14 protein-coding genes are annotated in these 16973 nt (G+C 54.5%); 8 read left to right on the top strand and 6 right to left on the bottom strand.

All coding sequences use genetic code 11. From position 1 onward, the window contains the following. Positions 1–65: 65 nt before the first annotated feature. Both ABLU86_RS14045 and ABLU86_RS14040 read right to left on the bottom strand, forming a co-directional pair. Positions 66–836: an ABC transporter permease gene (locus ABLU86_RS14045; protein WP_015368203.1), complete on the bottom strand. Its 771-nt coding sequence runs from the start codon at positions 834–836 to the stop codon at positions 66–68. After that, positions 833–1759 (bottom strand): ABC transporter ATP-binding protein, encoded by a 927-nt coding sequence (locus tag ABLU86_RS14040; protein ID WP_015368204.1) that lies wholly within the window; start codon positions 1757–1759, stop codon positions 833–835. Before ABLU86_RS14040 ends, ABLU86_RS14045 begins: the two co-directional genes overlap by 4 nt. Before the next feature lie 230 nt (positions 1760–1989). Here ABLU86_RS14040 and can point away from each other — a divergent pair, with 230 nt between their 5' ends. Beyond that, positions 1990–2652 carry a carbonate dehydratase gene (gene can / locus ABLU86_RS14035; RefSeq protein WP_015368205.1) on the top strand — a complete coding sequence of 221 codons (663 nt, stop codon included), beginning with the start codon at positions 1990–1992 and terminating at the stop codon, positions 2650–2652. Positions 2653–2709: 57 nt separating this feature from the next. Here the strand turns inward: can and hpt are convergent, their stop codons facing one another. Beyond that, complete coding sequence (hpt, locus tag ABLU86_RS14030) at positions 2710–3246, bottom strand: hypoxanthine phosphoribosyltransferase (protein WP_015368206.1); 537 nt, start codon at positions 3244–3246, stop codon at positions 2710–2712. A gap of 202 nt (positions 3247–3448) precedes the next feature. Here hpt and ABLU86_RS14025 point away from each other — a divergent pair, with 202 nt between their 5' ends. Continuing rightward, the gene (locus ABLU86_RS14025) at positions 3449–5839 is read left to right on the top strand and encodes a glucose/quinate/shikimate family membrane-bound PQQ-dependent dehydrogenase (RefSeq protein WP_015704425.1); all 2391 of its coding nucleotides are present in this window, start codon (positions 3449–3451) and stop codon (positions 5837–5839) included. Positions 5840–5917: 78 nt separating this feature from the next. On the opposite strand, the gene cueO is transcribed toward ABLU86_RS14025, so the two are convergent. After that, positions 5918–7513 (bottom strand): multicopper oxidase CueO, encoded by a 1596-nt coding sequence (gene cueO / locus ABLU86_RS14020; protein ID WP_087877142.1) that lies wholly within the window; start codon positions 7511–7513, stop codon positions 5918–5920. Between the two features lie 145 nt (positions 7514–7658). Between cueO and ABLU86_RS14015 the strand changes: the two genes are divergently transcribed. From ABLU86_RS14015 to speD, 5 genes are all read left to right on the top strand, one after another. Beyond that, positions 7659–8006 carry a YacC family pilotin-like protein gene (locus tag ABLU86_RS14015; protein ID WP_015704423.1) on the top strand — a complete coding sequence of 116 codons (348 nt, stop codon included), beginning with the start codon at positions 7659–7661 and terminating at the stop codon, positions 8004–8006. Between the two features lie 264 nt (positions 8007–8270). After that, complete coding sequence (locus ABLU86_RS14010; protein WP_020079597.1) at positions 8271–8684, top strand: hypothetical protein; 414 nt, start codon at positions 8271–8273, stop codon at positions 8682–8684. A gap of 8 nt (positions 8685–8692) precedes the next feature. Beyond that, entirely contained in the window at positions 8693–9982 is a 1290-nt protein-coding gene (locus ABLU86_RS14005; protein ID WP_125992540.1) for an FKBP-type peptidyl-prolyl cis-trans isomerase, read from the top strand. A 121-nt stretch (positions 9983–10103) separates the two neighbouring features. Continuing rightward, entirely contained in the window at positions 10104–10964 is an 861-nt protein-coding gene (gene speE, locus ABLU86_RS14000) for a polyamine aminopropyltransferase (protein WP_015704420.1), read from the top strand. Positions 10965–10988: 24 nt separating this feature from the next. Further along, the gene (gene speD / locus ABLU86_RS13995) at positions 10989–11783 is read left to right on the top strand and encodes an adenosylmethionine decarboxylase (RefSeq protein WP_015368213.1); all 795 of its coding nucleotides are present in this window, start codon (positions 10989–10991) and stop codon (positions 11781–11783) included. Positions 11784–11857: 74 nt separating this feature from the next. On the opposite strand, the gene yacL is transcribed toward speD, so the two are convergent. Then, positions 11858–12220: a protein YacL gene (gene yacL / locus ABLU86_RS13990; RefSeq protein WP_015368214.1), complete on the bottom strand. Its 363-nt coding sequence runs from the start codon at positions 12218–12220 to the stop codon at positions 11858–11860. A gap of 186 nt (positions 12221–12406) precedes the next feature. Beyond that, positions 12407–15004, bottom strand: a complete 2598-nt coding sequence (gene acnB / locus ABLU86_RS13985; protein ID WP_072201386.1) for a bifunctional aconitate hydratase 2/2-methylisocitrate dehydratase — start codon at positions 15002–15004, stop codon at positions 12407–12409. A gap of 355 nt (positions 15005–15359) precedes the next feature. Between acnB and ABLU86_RS13980 the strand changes: the two genes are divergently transcribed. After that, positions 15360–16973 (top strand): DUF3300 domain-containing protein, encoded by a 1614-nt coding sequence (locus ABLU86_RS13980; protein WP_125992539.1) that lies wholly within the window; start codon positions 15360–15362, stop codon positions 16971–16973.

Genomic DNA, 16973 nt, shown 5'->3' with positions numbered 1-16973 from the left:
GGTATCAAAAATTACCGCTTAGCGCCCCGCCACAGTGAAATTAGCGGGGGCGCTAACAGAGAGGATTAGCTACGCAGGCCGCGCCCGCGCTGGATCAGATACCAGCACAGAATATAGAAGGCCACGATAAACACCACCAGTACGCCAAAGGTGGTCGCCAGCGGGACGTCATGAATGCCGAGGAAGCCAAAACGGAAGCCGCTAATCATGTAGACGATCGGGTTGAGATGCGACAGCGCCTGCCAGAACGGCGGCAACAGCGTCAGCGAATAGAACACCCCGCCAAGATAGGTCAGCGGCGTCAGCACGAAAGTCGGGATCAGGCTGATGTCGTCGAAGGTTTTCGCAAATACCGCATTGAGCAGGCCCGCCAGCGAGAACAGGATTGCCGTCAAAATCAGCGTCAGGGCGACGAACAGCCAGGAATGAACCTGGAACGGGACGAAGAACAGCGAGATAGCCGTAACCAGAATCCCGACGCACAGCCCGCGCGCCACCCCGCCGCCGACGTAACCGGCGATCACCACGTGGGTTGGCACCGGCGCCACCAGCAGTTCCTCAATGTTGCGCTGAAACTTGGCGCTGAAGAACGACGAGGCGACGTTGGCGTAGGCATTGGTGATCACCGCCATCATAATCAGCCCCGGCACGATAAACTGCATGTAGGTAAAACCGTGCATCTCGCCGATCCGTGAGCCGATCAGATTGCCAAAGATGACGAAATAGAGGGTCATGGTGATCACCGGCGGCACCAGCGTCTGAACCCAGATACGCATAAACCGGTGGATCTCTTTGGTCCAGATGCTTTTCAGCGCGACCCAGTAAAGCTGCATCATGCTGATTCTCCTTTTTTGTCGTGCACCAGCGTGACAAACAGCTCTTCCAGACGGTTGGCCTTGTTACGCATACTTAATACCTGCACGCCCTGGGCACTTAGCTGGGCGAAAACGCTGTTAATCCCCTGCTCGCGCAGGACTTCAACTTCCAGCGTCGAGGTATCAACCAGCCGGTATTGATATCCATCGAGGGTCGGCAGCGGGCTTTTCGGCGCCAGATCGAGGATAAAGGTTTCCGATTTCAGCTTTGCCAGCAGCGCCTTCATTGAGGTGTTTTCCACCAGCTCGCCGCTCTGGATAATGCCGATATTGCGGCACAACATTTCCGCTTCTTCCAGATAGTGGGTCGTGAGGATAATGGTGGTGCCTTTATCGTTGAGATCTTTGAGGAACCCCCACATCGAGCGACGTAGTTCGATATCAACGCCAGCGGTGGGTTCATCAAGAATGAGCAGCTTCGGCTCATGCATCAGCGCGCGGGCAATCATCAGGCGGCGCTTCATCCCGCCGGAGAGCATACGCGCGCGTTCATTGCGCTTTTCCCACAGATCGAGCTGTTTCAGATACTTTTCGCTACGCAAGATAGCTTCTTTACGCTCAACGCCATAGTAACCCGCCTGGTTAACCACGATCTGCTGTACGGTTTCGAACGGGTTGAAGTTGAACTCCTGCGGCACCAGCCCGAGCTGGCGTTTGGCGTTCACAACATCTTTTTCCAGGTCGTAACCAAATACATTAACCTGACCGGAGGTTTTATTGACCAGCGAACTAATGATGCCGATAGTCGTGGATTTCCCCGCGCCGTTCGGGCCCAGCAGCGCATAAAAGTCGCCGGCTTCAACCTGCAGGTCAATGCCTTTCAGCGCCTGAACCCCGCCGGGATAGGTTTTCTTGAGCTGTTTTAATTCCAGAGCAATGGTCATTAAATATCTCTTCTCGTGTCTTCACATCTAATTTACCCAAATAATTCATGTTGCAGGAAGGCGGCAAATGAGCGAATCCCCAGGAGCTTACATAAGTAAGTGACTGGGGTGAACGAGTGCAGCCAACGCACCTGCAGCATGAAGTATGACGGGTAAAGATTGTTTTCAAAAAGGTGAGCTTACCCTATATTAGCGCAACGCACTTACTTGGTTACAGGCCGTAAACGTCCATGAATGATATAGATACACTCATCAGCAATAATGCACTATGGTCAAAAATGCTGGTGGAAGAGGACCCCGGCTTCTTTGCGAAATTGTCGCAGGCGCAGAAACCGCGTTTTCTGTGGATTGGCTGTTCCGATAGCCGCGTCCCCGCAGAGCGCTTAACCGGCCTGGAACCCGGTGAGTTGTTCGTGCACCGTAACGTTGCCAATCTGGTGATCCACACCGACCTGAACTGTCTGTCGGTGGTGCAATACGCCGTTGACGTGCTGGAAGTCGAACACATTATTATCTGCGGCCACTACGGCTGCGGCGGTGTACAAGCGGCGGTCGAAAACCCGGAATTGGGGCTTATTGATAACTGGCTGCTACACATTCGCGATATCTGGTTTAAACACAGTTCGCTGCTCGGTGAAATGCCGGAAGAGCGGCGTCTGGATACACTTTGCGAACTGAACGTGATGGAGCAGGTATACAACCTGGGACACTCGACGATCATGCAGTCGGCGTGGAAACGTGGACAAAAAGTGACGATCCACGGTTGGGCTTATGGTATTCACGACGGACTACTGCGCGATCTTGATGTCACCGCCGTCAGCCGGGAAACCCTCGAGCAGCGCTATCGCCACGGGATTTCCAATCTCAAGAGCAAGCACGCCAACCATAAATAGCCGCCGCCCTCACCGCCCCGGATAAAGCGCTCGCCTTATCCGGGACCGCAACAATAATTACTCGTCCAGCAGGATCACTTTGCCGACGTACGGCAGATGACGATAGCGCTGAGCGTAGTCGATACCGTAGCCCACCACGAACTCATCCGGAATCGCAAAACCGACAAACTCCACCGGGACGTTCACTTCACGACGGCTTGGTTTATCCAGCAGCGTACAGATAGCCAGCGATTTCGGCTCGCGCAGGCTGAGGATTTCGCGCACTTTAGACAGGGTGTTGCCGGAATCGATGATGTCTTCGACGATCAATACGTCTTTACCGCGAATATCTTCATCCAGGTCTTTAAGGATTTTGACATCGCGGGTGGTGGACATGCCGCTGCCATAGCTGGAGGCGGTCATAAAGTCGACTTCATGCGGCACCTGAACCTCACGGCACAGGTCAGCCATAAACATAAATGAACCGCGCAGCAGACCCACCAGCACCATTTCACTGCCGCTGTCTTTGTAGCGTTCATTAATTTGACGACCCAGTTCGGCGATACGCGCTTTGATCTCGGCTTCCGGGATCATCACTTCTACAGTATGTTTCATTAAACTAACCATTTGATTCTTAGGATAAATCTTCAAAGCCGTTGCTTTCACATCGACGTTGACCGGCAAGCGATACAGTATACCAGCAAAACGAAATCTTCGGTGCAGTGAATAATAAAGCCATATTTGTGATTCCGATCACAGTTGTTAAATCCTATAATTAATTGCAGTTAAAAAATTAACAACTGAAGAGTGTCTTTCTATGGCAGAAACAAAATCTCAACAATCACGGTTACTTGTCACGCTGACGGCGCTGTTTGCCGCCTTCTGTGGCCTGTATCTGTTAATCGGTGGGGTATGGCTGGCCGCTATCGGCGGTTCCTGGTACTACCCTATCGCAGGCCTGGTGATGCTGGCCGTCACCGTTATGCTGTTCCGCGGCAAGCGCGCTGCGCTGTGGCTGTACGCCGCCCTGCTGCTGGCAACCATGATTTGGGGGGTATGGGAAGTCGGTTTCGACTTCTGGGCGCTGACGCCGCGTAGCGACATCCTGGTCTTCTTCGGCATCTGGCTGATTCTGCCATTTGTCTGGCGTCGTCTGCCGGTCCCTTCCGCCGGCGCCGTTGGCGGTCTGGTTATCGCCCTGCTGATTAGCGGCGGGATCCTGACCTGGGCCGGTTTCAACGATCCGCAGGAAGTGAACGGTACGCTGAGTGCTGACGCGACGCCGGCCGCGCCGATTTCTACCGTCGCCGATAGCGACTGGCCGGCTTATGGCCGCAACCAGGAAGGCCAGCGTTATTCACCGCTGAAGCAAATTAATACCGATAACGTGAAGAACCTGAAGGAAGCCTGGGTATTCCGCACCGGCGACCTGAAGCAGCCGAACGATCCGGGTGAAATCACTAACGAAGTGACGCCGATTAAAGTTGGCGACATGCTGTATCTGTGTACCGCCCACCAGCGTCTGTTCGCGCTTGACGCGGCCACCGGTAAAGAGAAGTGGCATTTTGACCCGCAGCTGAACGCCGATCCGTCGTTCCAGCACGTGACCTGCCGTGGCGTTTCCTATCATGAAGCCAAAGCAGATAACGCGCCTGCCGACGTCGTCGCCGACTGCCCGCGCCGTATTATTCTGCCGGTCAACGATGGCCGTCTGTTCGCGGTGAACGCCGACAACGGTAAGCTGTGCGAAACCTTTGCCAACAAAGGCATTCTCAACCTGCAAACCAATATGCCGGTAACCACGCCGGGTATGTATGAACCGACGTCGCCGCCGATTATCACCGATAAGACTATCGTCATTGCCGGCGCGGTAACCGATAACTTCTCAACCCGCGAGCCATCAGGCGTGATCCGCGGCTTTGATGTGAATACCGGTAAACTGCTGTGGGCCTTCGACCCGGGTGCGAAAGACCCTAATGCGATCCCGAGCGATGAGCATCACTTCACACTCAATTCACCTAACTCCTGGGCGCCTGCCGCCTATGACGCGAAGCTGGATTTAGTCTATCTGCCGATGGGCGTTACCACGCCGGATATCTGGGGCGGCAATCGCACGCCGGAACAGGAACGTTACGCCAGCTCTATCGTAGCGCTGAACGCAACCACCGGGAAACTGGCATGGAGCTACCAAACCGTACACCACGATCTGTGGGATATGGATATGCCGTCGCAGCCGACGCTGGCCGACATTGATGTGAACGGTAAAACCGTACCGGTGATTTACGCTCCGGCCAAAACCGGCAACATCTTCGTGCTGGATCGCCGTAATGGCGAGCTGGTGGTCCCGGCGCCGGAAAAACCGGTTCCGCAAGGTGCGGCGAAAGGCGATTATGTTGCTAAAACCCAGCCGTTCTCCGAGCTGAGCTTCCGTCCGAAGAAAGACCTGACCGGCGCAGATATGTGGGGCGCCACCATGTTTGACCAACTGGTGTGCCGCGTTATCTTCCATCAGATGCGCTATGAAGGTATCTTCACTCCGCCGTCTGAACAGGGCACGCTGGTCTTCCCGGGGAACCTGGGGATGTTTGAATGGGGCGGTATCTCCGTCGATCCAAACCGTCAGGTGGCTATCGCCAACCCGATGGCGCTGCCGTTCGTCTCTAAACTGATCCCACGCGGCCCGGGCAACCCGATGGAACCGCCAAAAGACGCGAAAGGCTCTGGTACCGAGTCCGGCGTTCAGCCGCAGTATGGCGTCCCGTTCGGCGTCACGCTGAACCCATTCCTGTCGCCGTTTGGCCTGCCGTGTAAACAACCGGCATGGGGTTATATCTCGGCGCTGGATCTGAAGACCAACGAAGTGGTGTGGAAAAAACGCATCGGTACGCCGCAGGATAGTCTGCCGTTCCCGCTGCCTGTTCCACTGCCATTCAATATGGGTATGCCGATGCTGGGCGGACCGATCTCAACCGCCGGTAACGTGCTGTTTATCGCCGCCACCGCCGATAACTACCTGCGCGCTTACAACATGAGTAATGGTGAAAAACTGTGGCAGGCGCGTCTGCCTGCAGGTGGCCAGGCGACGCCGATGACCTATGAAGTGAATGGCAAGCAGTACGTTGTCATCTCTGCCGGCGGTCATGGCTCGTTCGGTACTAAAATGGGCGACTACATCGTTGCCTATGCGTTACCGGATGACGCGAAATAAAACGCAAAACGGCAACGAAAGTTGCCGTTTTTTTGTTTGCCCCCTCCCCTATGGGAGAGGGCGGCAGGCCGCACACTCCTAAACGGTGAACCCCAACATCATCCCGGTGTCTTCATGCTCCAGTAGATGACAGTGCGCCATATAGGCAAACTCCTTGGGCGCCTGATGATCGAACTTCACCAGCACTTCACTCACCCCGCCCTCCACTCTTACCGTATCCTTCCAGCCGCGACGATGCGCCGCTGGCGCCTGGCCATTTTCACTCAGAATACGGAATTGCGTGCCATGAATATGGAAAGGATGCAGCATCATGTCGCCCTTGCCGGAGATCAGCCAGCGCTCGTACTGCCCCCTGGCCGCGGCGAACATCGGCACATTCATATCAAAGGCTTTACCGTTGATACGGTTGGCGTTATGGAAATCGAAGCCCTTATCAGATGAAGCGCCATGTCCCATTCCGCCACCATGGTTCATATTCTTCATCTGACCGTGATTCATATTGCCCATGTCGCCATGATCCATCATCATCCCATGGTTCATACCGGACATCGCCTGGTCGCCATATTTCTTCATCAGCGCCTGCATTCCCATCATATCGAGCATCGGATCCATCGACAGCTGCAGCGTGCGCTGCGTCAGCCCCTCCAGTGACGGCAGCGCGGGCATCGCCGCCAAAGTATCGGGTAGCTTACCGGATGCCGGGATCAATAGCGGCTGTATACGGAGCACCGGCTGCGGCTTATCAAATGGCGCAATCGCCATCCCCATCTGGCTCACCGGCAGCGTCAGGAGATCAAATGCCTTTCCGTCGCGGGTATCAATCAATACCTCAAAGCGCTCGCCCATTAGTACCGGCAGTTCGCTCACTTTGACCGGTTCCGCTAACAGGCCGCCGTCGCTTGCTACTACATACATTGGGCGGCGATCGCTGGTAGCGAAATTCAGCGAGCGGGCATTACAACCATTAAGCAGACGCAGGCGCAGCCAACCGCGCGGCGGAGCGTGTTCGGGATACAGCGCGCCGTTAGTCAACAGGGTATCGCCAAACCAGCCAACGGCGGCGCTCATGATATCGAGCTGGTAATCTATTTCTCCATTGGCATTGAATCTTTTGTCCTGCACGATCACCGGAACATCATCAATTCCCCACTGCTTCGGCAGCAGTAATTGCCCGCTCTCGACATCTTCAATCAGCACCAAACCCGCCAGCCCCATCGCGACCTGACGGCCGGTTTTACCATGCTGATGGGGATGGAACCAGCAGGTCGCCGCTCGCTGCGTCGGCGTAAAACTCACCGTCCTTGAGGCTCCTGCGGCGATGACGCCCTGCGGGCCGCCATCGACTTCGCCAGGCACTTCCAGCCCATGCCAGTGGACCGTGGTCTCCTCCGCCAGGCGGTTATGAATATCTACCGTCACCGCTTCACCTTGCTTCAGCTTCAACGCAGGCCCGAGGAGGTTGCCGTTATAACCCCAGGTCGTCGCAAGATGCGGGCCAAACTGTGTCTTTCCGGCTTGAATCGTCAGCGTAATGCGATTGCGCGCGTCGGCGGTCAATAAATCCGGGACCGGCAAAGCCGGACGGCCAGCAGCGAATACCGAACGGCTCCAGAGCGGTAAGGCGCTGACCGCGCCAAGCGCGGCGCTTAATTTGATAAACTCACGACGTTGCATTTTCACATCCTTTTATTCTGCTGGTGAATATTTAAGCTTAAACCCTCCCGCAACGGGAAGGTCAAGCAGAAGCTTGTGAATAAAGCTCTGCGTGGTGTAAAGAAGTATGCTAACTTTGATTGTCCGTGTTTCAATGGTAGAAAAAATGAAGACGTTTTTCAGAACAATGCTGTTTGGCAGCCTGCTCGCCCTCTCCGCCAATAGCTATGCATTAAGTGAATCCGAAGCGGAAGATATGGCTGATTTAACGGCGGTATTTGTATTCCTGAAAAACGATTGCGGCTATCAAAATTTGCCAAATACGCAAATTCGCCGCGCGTTGGTCTTTTTTGCCCAGCAAAACCAATGGGACCTCAGCAACTACGACAGCTTTAATATGAAAGCATTAGGTGAGGACAGCTATCGCGATCTCAGCGGTATCAAAATCCCAACAGCCAAAAAATGCAAAGCTCTGGCCCGAGACTCCCTCAGCCTGCTGGCCTATGTGAAGTAAGCCTATCTGCAGCCGCGGCGATGCGGCTGCATCTGTGTATTCACGCCTCACCCTCTCCACCAGCATTGACGAAATATGAATTCATTAACCGATATTTTTTATTTCACGCCCCTATTTTTCTTTATTTTTATTAACTAACCAAAAGTTTAATTTATCCGTAAAAATCACATTCGAGAGTAAATAATTCAACTCCTCATTTATTGCAAAGACCAACAGGACAATTAAAATCGCCTGCAACCTCTCTTATTGCCATGGAATGACATTTTGAATATCTCACCTATTTTTCGCTTATTTCCCTTCGCTATTATCATGTTAGCGGGTTGCCAGGCACATCGTCAGGCTAACGCTCCCATAACGCCGCCAATCGTCATCGCCACCGATGCGCAACAGAATGAAAAGCTGCGACTGGCCGCTGAGCAGGAGCGGCTTAATGCCTGCCGCCAGGCGTTGGATTCGTTAAAAGAAGTTAATCCGAAAGAAGCCTCAAGACTGGGTAGTGAATTCACCGCCCTGATAGGTGCGGCGTCGCAATATAATTCAGTGCGAACGAAAGTCGCCGATCCCACCCGTCAGGGCATCGATTCCATGTATCAATTTAAATCCATTAAGCTTTGCGCCGATATTGAAAAGTCGCTGATCGATAGTCTGGTCATGCGCGGCGATAATGCGGTGAAGTGACAGGCGCTATGATAATTCGCCTTAATATATTGACGCTGGCCTTCATTTTGCTGGCGTCCTTTTTTATTGGTCATGCGCAAGCGGATGACGGCGCGCCTGCGTTTCTCAACTATGTCCAGCAGCAGGAGAAAAAAGAGAACAAAGAGAAGAAAGAGATACCTCCGGCACCGGAGGTCAGTAAACCCGCCAGGGCTCGCGACAACAATACGGCAGCACTGCAAAAAAAACTGGCCGCGCAAAAAAGTCTCATCGCCGACAAAGATAAGACCATCCGCCAGCTGCAGGCACAGCTAAAATCACAACCTCCCGCCGTCACGCCAGCGCCGGTAGATAATTCAGCGTTGAATAACACCATCGCACAGCTTCAGGGCCGGATAACCGCGCTGGACACGGAAAACAAGCGGCTTGTTCAGCAAGCCCGCACCTTCCAGCAGGAAAAAGCCGAGGGCGCAGATAATCTCAAACGCTCTGCCGCCTCTCTGCAGGCGCAAACGGTAAAGCTCAACGCGCTGGAGAGAGACAAGCAGGCCCTGAGCGACAAGCTGGCTGCGGCAATGGCGGAGAAACAGAAACTGAGCGCCGAACTCGCCGCAGTAAAAACCACCACCGCGGCAACCAAATCATCCGCGCTAAACCTCAGTAATGCCCCACAGCAGCAGGCATACTCCGTCGGTGTATCAATAGGGCAAGATGCGCTTAAAACGCTGTCCAGCCAGGCAGCGAAAGGGTTAAATCTGCAACAGGAGACCGTTATTAAGGGCATTAACGATGTTTTTGCCGGTAAGCTGGCGCTGGATGAACAAGCGCGCAATAAGGCGCTTTTCGACGTGTCGCAGCGGTTATACAAAAACATTGATAAAATTGAGCAGCAAACCCTCCGCGAAGGTAAAGAGTATCAGCAGCAATTTGCCGCGCAGAAAGGCGTTCTACTCAAAGGCGGGATCTATAGCCGCATTGACTACCCCGGCAAAGGTGAAATTGATGATAACGATATCGTCACCGTCGTTATCAAAGAAAGCTTGATCGACGGTACCGTGATAAACGATATGGAAGCCGAAGATAAGGTCTGGTCACAGGCGCTAAGTCAGTATCCCCCGACCTTCCGTGAACCGCTTAAACGCCTGAATAACCATGGCGCCATCACTATCGTGGTTCCACCGGAGCGGGCTTACGGCAGCAAAGGGATCCCTGGAAAAATTCCGCCGGGCGCGACGATGGTGTATACCGTCCGAATTGTTGACGTCAGGCCCAATAGCGATCAACAACCCAAAACACCTGCGCCGAAAACCTCACGCTAGCGAGAGTTCAGCCAAACAGTAGAAGGTTCACTATTCGCCATATCAATCTCTATCTATAGTTGGCTATGATGGGGTGCCCGCTTTGTGGGCACCACAGAAGTTAACAAAGGAGGAGTAAGCCATGGCCGAGAGTAATCAGTGGCATGAGACGCTGCACGACCATTTTGGTCAATATTTTACCGTTGATAACGTGCTGTACCATGAGAAGACCGATCATCAGGATTTAATCATCTTCGAAAATGCGGCATTTGGCCGCGTGATGGCGCTTGATGGCGTGGTGCAAACCACCGAGCGCGATGAGTTTATTTACCATGAAATGATGACCCACGTTCCGCTGCTGGCCCATGGTCACGCAAAGCACGTGCTGATCATCGGCGGCGGCGATGGCGCGATGCTGCGTGAAGTCTCCCGCCACCAACATATCGAAACCATTACCATGGTGGAAATCGACGCCGGAGTGGTATCGTTCTGCCGTCAGTACCTTCCAAACCATAACGCCGGCGCCTATGACGACCCGCGCTTTACGCTGGTGATTGATGACGGCGTGAACTTCGTCAACCAAACGTCACAAACTTTTGATGTCATTATCTCCGACTGTACTGACCCGATCGGCCCCGGTGAGAGCCTGTTTACCTCGGCGTTTTATGCTGGCTGTAAACGTTGCCTGAACCCCGGCGGAATTTTCGTTGCCCAGAACGGCGTAAGCTTCCTGCAGCAGGATGAAGCGGTAGGCAGCCATCGCAAACTCAGCCACTATTTCACCGATGTCAGCTTCTACCAGGCGGCGATCCCGACCTACTATGGCGGTATCATGACCTTTGCCTGGGCGACCGATAATGAAGCCCTGCGTCATTTGTCGACGGAAATTATTCAGGCCCGCTTCCATAGCGCCGGGCTGCAATGCCGTTATTACAACCCGGCAATTCATACCGCGGCTTTCGCGCTACCGCAATACCTGCTGGACGCGCTGACCGCCAGCTAACCTGAAACGAGGAGGTGAACCAAATTGAAAAAGCTTAAGCTGCACGGCTTCAACAACCTGACTAAAAGCCTGAGTTTTTGTATTTACGATATCTGCTACGCTAAAACCGCCGAAGAGCGCGATGGCTATATCGCCTATATCGATGAACTCTATAATGCCAACCGCCTGACGGAAATCCTCTCCGAGACCTGTTCAATCATTGGCGCCAACATACTCAACATCGCACGCCAGGATTATGAACCGCAGGGCGCAAGCGTCACCATTTTGGTTAGCGAAGAGCCTATCGATCCGCAGCTTATCGATCAGAGCGAGCATCCGGGCCCGCTGCCTGAGACCGTGGTCGCACATCTCGATAAAAGCCACATCTGCGTGCATACCTATCCGGAAAGCCATCCGGAAGGCGGTCTGTGCACCTTCCGCGCCGATATTGAAGTCTCCACCTGTGGAGTGATTTCACCGCTGAAGGCGCTGAACTACCTGATTCACCAGCTGGAATCCGATATCGTAACCATTGATTATCGCGTGCGTGGTTTCACCCGTGATATCAACGGCATGAAGCATTTTATCGATCATGAAATCAACTCTATTCAGAACTTCATGTCAGAAGATATGAAGTCGCTCTATGACATGGTGGACGTGAACGTCTATCAGGAAAATATGTTCCATACCAAAATGATGCTGAAAGAGTTCGATCTGAAACACTACATGTTCCACACCAAACCGGAAGAGTTAAGCGAACAAGAGCGCAAGGTGATTACCGACCTGCTGTGGAAAGAGATGCGGGAAATTTATTACGCCCGCAATATCCCTGCGGTGTAATGACTGAAATGCCCGGCGGCGCTTTTGCTTGCCGGGCCTACGGGGTTCCGCGCCGCCCGGCACCGAACGAATCATTAACGCTGCTGCATAAATTCACGGTATGCGGCAACCACCTGCAGGAAATCCTCCACGCCGCAAAGAGAGAGGCTCTCTTCGTCGTAGTAATTCATCCCCTCTTCCATTTCATCGCCGGAAAATTCCAGTTGGTTGGCGCGGATCATCACTTCTTCGCCATCCAGCCACAACGTATATTCATGGCCGGCCCGCTGCCAGGAACGTTCACTGCCTTTCACGGTGCGCGCTGCCTGTTCCACTTCATCCAGAAGGGCCAGGTTATCTTTCACCTCTTCGTTGAACCAGTGACCAATCGCCTCGTGGTCCATCGACATTCGCACCTTTACCACACCGGTAATATCGCGCAGAAATTCGTAATCCATAATCTTTTCCTCTGCAAGGGCAATGCGTCACCGCTGCACTGTACCCATAACCTAATTATCGCAGCAGAAAGGAAGAAAAAAAGCGCAACGGGTGGGAGGTTTAAAAATAAAAATGCCCGCTGATGCAATGTTCAGCGGGCATTGGAGAGTTTGTAGCCAAACGGTCAGCCGGGCTGACCGAACGGATTACACGGCGGTCTGGAAGATCACGCCGTCAGCTTTTTCAGTGTACTGATCCAGCTGGTTAAAGTTCAGGTAGCGATAGGTATCTTCCGCCGTCTTATCAACCTGAGCGACGAAGGTCTGATACTCTTCCGGCGTCGGCAGTTTGCCCAGCAGAGAAGCGACCGCCGCCAGTTCGGCAGAGGCCAGATAGACGTTGGCGCCGGTACCTAAACGGTTCGGGAAGTTACGGGTAGAGGTCGACACGACCGTCGCGCCGTCAGCCACGCGCGCCTGGTTGCCCATACACAGGGAACAGCCAGGGATTTCGATACGCGCGCCGCTCTTACCAAACACGCTGTAGTAGCCTTCTTCAGTCAACTGCGCGGCATCCATACGGGTTGGCGGCGCCACCCACAGGCGAGTCGGCAGTTGGCCTTTGTGGCTGTCCAGCAGTTTACCGGCAGCACGGAAGTGGCCAATGTTGGTCATGCAGGAACCGATAAACACTTCGTCGATCTTCTCGCCCTGCACGTCTGACAGCAGACGCGCATCGTCCGGATCGTTCGGAGCGCACAGAATAGGCTCTTTGATATCCGCCAGATCGATGTCGATCACTGCCGCGTATTCCGCATCAGCGTCGGCTTCCAGCAGTTGCGGATCCGCCAGCCATTTTTCCATGCCCTGGATACGGCGCTCCAGCGTACGGCGATCGCCGTAACCTTCCGCGATCATCCACTTCAGCAGGACGATGTTGGAGTTCAGATACTCGACGATCGGCTCTTTGTTCAGCTTGATGGTACAACCAGCAGCAGAACGCTCGGCGGAAGCATCGGTCAGTTCAAATGCCTGCTCGACTTTCAGATCCGGCAGACCTTCGATTTCAAGGATGCGGCCAGAGAAGATGTTTTTCTTCCCTTTCTTCTCAACGGTCAGCAGGCCCTGCTTGATAGCATACAGCGGGATGGCGTGAACCAGGTCGCGCAGGGTAATGCCCGGCTGCATTTTACCTTTGAAGCGCACCAGTACTGATTCCGGCATATCCAGCGGCATCACGCCGGTCGCGGCGGCGAAGGCCACCAGACCTGAGCCCGCCGGGAAGGAGATACCAATCGGGAAACGGGTATGGGAGTCGCCGCCGGTACCTACGGTATCAGGCAGCAGCATACGGTTCAGCCAGGAGTGGATAACGCCATCGCCCGGACGCAGTGAAACACCGCCGCGGTTCATGATGAAGTCCGGCAGAGTGTGGTGCGTGGTGACGTCAACCGGCTTCGGATAGGCTGCAGTGTGACAGAAGGACTGCATCACCAGGTCAGCGGAGAAGCCCAGGCACGCCAGGTCTTTCAGCTCATCGCGGGTCATTGGACCGGTGGTGTCCTGAGAACCGACGGAGGTCATTTTCGGCTCGCAATAAGCGCCCGGACGAATACCGGCAACGCCGCAGGCGCGGCCAACCATTTTCTGCGCCAGAGAGAAGCCGCGGTTGCTTTCCGCCACATCTTTCGCATGACGGAAGACGTCGCTGTGCGGCAGACCCAGCGCTTCGCGCGCTTTGGTCGTCAGGCCGCGACCGATGATCAGCGGAATACGGCCACCGGCGCGCACTTCGTCGATCAGTACATCGGTTTTCAGTTCGAAGCTTGCCAACAGCTCGTTGGTTTCGTGGTTACGCACTTCGCCTTTGAACGGGTAAACGTCAATGACGTCGCCCATGTTCAGGTTGCTCACGTCCACTTCAATAGGCAGCGCGCCCGCATCTTCCATGGTATTGAAGAAGATAGGCGCAATTTTGCCGCCCAGGCACAGGCCGCCGCCGCGCTTGTTCGGTACGTTCGGGATATCGTCGCCCATGAACCACAGCACCGAGTTGGTGGCGGATTTACGCGAAGAACCGGTACCGACAACGTCGCCAACGTAGGCCAGCGGGAAGCCTTTCTGCTGCAGCGCTTCAATTTGTTTAATCGGACCGACTGCGCCCGGCTGATCCGGCTCAATACCTTCACGCGCGTTTTTCAGCATCGCCAGAGCGTGCAGTGGGATATCCGGACGGGACCAGGCATCAGGCGCCGGAGACAAGTCATCGGTATTGGTTTCGCCGGTAACTTTGAAGACGGTAACGGTAATTTTTTCCGCCAGTTGCGGACGGTTCAGGAACCACTCGGCGTCAGCCCAGGATTGCATAACCTGTTTAGCGTATTCATTACCCGCTTTGGCTTTCTCTTCTACGTCATAGAAGTTATCGAACATCAGCAGGGTATGGGACAGCGCTTTCGCCGCAATCGGTGCCAGTTTGGCATCGTCCAGCGCTTCAATCAGGGGATGAATATTGTAACCGCCCTGCATGGTGCCCAGCAGTTCAACGGCTTTTTCAGGGGTAACCAGTGGGGAGGTCGCTTCGCCTTTGGCGATAGCGGCAAGGAATCCGGCTTTAACATAGGCGGCTTCATCGACGCCCGGCGGTACACGGTTGGTAAGCAGATCTAACAGGAATTCATCTTCACCCGCTGGCGGGTTTTTCAGCAGTTCTACCAGCGCGGCCATTTGGGTTGCGTCTAAGGGTTTGGCAACAATCCCCATGGCGGCACGCTCAGCTACGTGCTTACGGTATTCTTCTAGCACGACGGTTCTCCTCGCTCTCATTGTAAAATGCGGTAGGCGATTTTCTTCACGCTCCTGTGAGACAGCAGTTTGTAGGGTAAATGCCCGATACCGCGAGGGCAGCATAGCAGGATTTTTGAAGGGTGTTAATCTGTTTACAAAAAAGCAACATTAAAATTTAGCTGAATCGTTAAGGGCAGGATATTGCAGGCTTTCTGTTCAAATGCTGGTAGATAAATTTATTTCTGTTACAGATTTAATGTCAGGATCCCAACAAAAATCAAAAAAAACAATATCGTCTTCATATACTCCCGTAACGTACCGTTTTCGCCGATACTTGAGCGAGATGGGTAACATTTCTGTGTCAGGAGCTTCCATGTCACTACCGTTCAAACCCCATATTATCGCCCTGCTCTGCAGCGCCGGCTTACTCGCGGCGGCGGGAACGCTATATGTTAAAAGTCGTACCCCAGAGACTATCGCTGAAGCGCCGGTGACGGCGCAGCCTGTGCCAACGTCAGCACCAGCGACTGCGCCAGCGCAACCTGTCGCCGCCACCTATACCCAGGCGCAAATCGACCAATGGGTCGCGCCAATCGCGCTCTACCCGGACAGTTTACTCTCGCAGGTACTGATGGCCTCCACCTATCCGGACAACGTCATGCAGGCGGTGCAGTGGTCGCAGGATAACCCGTCGATGAAAGGCGACGCTGCCGTGCAGGCCGTTGCCAACCAGCCGTGGGATCCGAGCGTTAAATCCCTCGTCGCTTTTCCCGCCCTGCTGGCAATGATGGGCGAAAACCCGCCGTGGGTAGAAAACCTTGGCGATGCATTTTTAGCCCAGCCGCACGACGTGATGGATTCCGTACAGCGCCTGCGCGCTATTGCCCAACAAACCGGAACATTAAAATCCACACCGCAACAAAAGGTGACCGTCACGGCCGCCGCGCCGGCCTCTTCGAGGTCATCGAATAGCAGCACGGTATCAACCTCAACAACCTCAACGCCATCGCCTTCGCAGATCATCAAAATTGAACCGACCAATCCGCAGGTGGTATACGTTCCAAGCTATAACCCTTCGACCGTCTACGGCAGTTGGCCGAATAGCGCCTATCCCCCGGTCTATCTGCCGCCGCCTCCTGGAGAGCAGTTCACCGATAGCTTCGTCAAAGGTTTTGGTTACAGCCTTGGCGTCGCCACCACCTGGGCGCTCTTCAGCAGCATCGACTGGGATGATGACGATGATTACCATCACGGCGGTTACCAGCACAATGGCGATAACATCAATATTAATGTGAATAATTTCAACCGCATTACCGGGCAGAATCTGCCGGGTAACCATGTTAACTGGCAGCACAACCCCGCCTATCGCGGCAACGTGCCTTATCCGAATAATAATGTCGCCCAGCGCTATCATCAGACCAATGTGCCCGGCGGACTCAGCGCAACCCAGCATGCGCCGGTCGATCGCAATGCTCAACGGCAAGCGGCGATGACGCAGCTCCAGCATCCCAACGCCCCTGCCGCCAGCGCAGGCAAACTGGCGGCCACTAGCGCCTCGCGCGATGCGCAGCGTCAGGCAGCCTCTCAACAATTGAAGCAGGCCACCCAGCGCAGCAGCTACCGTGGCTACGACAGCACGCCGACGCCTGCCAAACAGCAGCGTCGCGAAGCGGCGAAAACGCAGCTGCAACACCCAACGCCACAGCAGCAACAGCATCGCGAGGCCGTGAAGAGCCACGTGCAGAATCCAACGCCTCAGCAACAACAGCGCCGTCAGCAGATTCACTCCGCGACGCCGGCCCAACGTCAGCAAGCGGTGAGCACGGTACGCGCCAATGCCTTAAGCGGCAACGAAAGTCGCTCCCCCTCCTGGCAATCACAGCAGGCGCGCGGGCTGCAAAGCCGTAATATTTCCGGCTTGAGCAGCGAACAGCGCGGCGCCGCCAGAGAGCGTCTTTCCGAACATCATGAATTGCGTCGTCGCTGA

Source organism: Klebsiella sp. JN_Kp121 (assembly GCF_040062145.1).
Lineage (GTDB): Bacteria > Pseudomonadota > Gammaproteobacteria > Enterobacterales > Enterobacteriaceae > Klebsiella > Klebsiella aerogenes.
The sequence above is the reverse complement of the archived record's forward strand: the minus strand, read 5'-3'. Positions and strand labels throughout refer to the sequence as shown.

Bases quoted from the DNA above. Each gene is read 5' to 3' on its own strand.
- ABLU86_RS14045 (WP_015368203.1), bottom strand. From the start codon at position 836: ATGATGCAGCTTTACTGGGTCGCGCTGAAAAGCATCTGGACCAAAGAG.
- ABLU86_RS14040 (WP_015368204.1), bottom strand. From the start codon at position 1,759: ATGACCATTGCTCTGGAATTAAAACAGCTCAAGAAAACCTATCCCGGC.
- can (WP_015368205.1), top strand. From the start codon at position 1,990: ATGAATGATATAGATACACTCATCAGCAATAATGCACTATGGTCAAAA.
- hpt (WP_015368206.1), bottom strand. From the start codon at position 3,246: ATGAAACATACTGTAGAAGTGATGATCCCGGAAGCCGAGATCAAAGCG.
- ABLU86_RS14025 (WP_015704425.1), top strand. From the start codon at position 3,449: ATGGCAGAAACAAAATCTCAACAATCACGGTTACTTGTCACGCTGACG.
- cueO (WP_087877142.1), bottom strand. From the start codon at position 7,513: ATGCAACGTCGTGAGTTTATCAAATTAAGCGCCGCGCTTGGCGCGGTC.
- ABLU86_RS14015 (WP_015704423.1), top strand. From the start codon at position 7,659: ATGAAGACGTTTTTCAGAACAATGCTGTTTGGCAGCCTGCTCGCCCTC.
- ABLU86_RS14005 (WP_125992540.1), top strand. From the start codon at position 8,693: ATGATAATTCGCCTTAATATATTGACGCTGGCCTTCATTTTGCTGGCG.
- speE (WP_015704420.1), top strand. From the start codon at position 10,104: ATGGCCGAGAGTAATCAGTGGCATGAGACGCTGCACGACCATTTTGGT.
- yacL (WP_015368214.1), bottom strand. From the start codon at position 12,220: ATGGATTACGAATTTCTGCGCGATATTACCGGTGTGGTAAAGGTGCGA.
- ABLU86_RS13980 (WP_125992539.1), top strand. From the start codon at position 15,360: ATGTCACTACCGTTCAAACCCCATATTATCGCCCTGCTCTGCAGCGCC.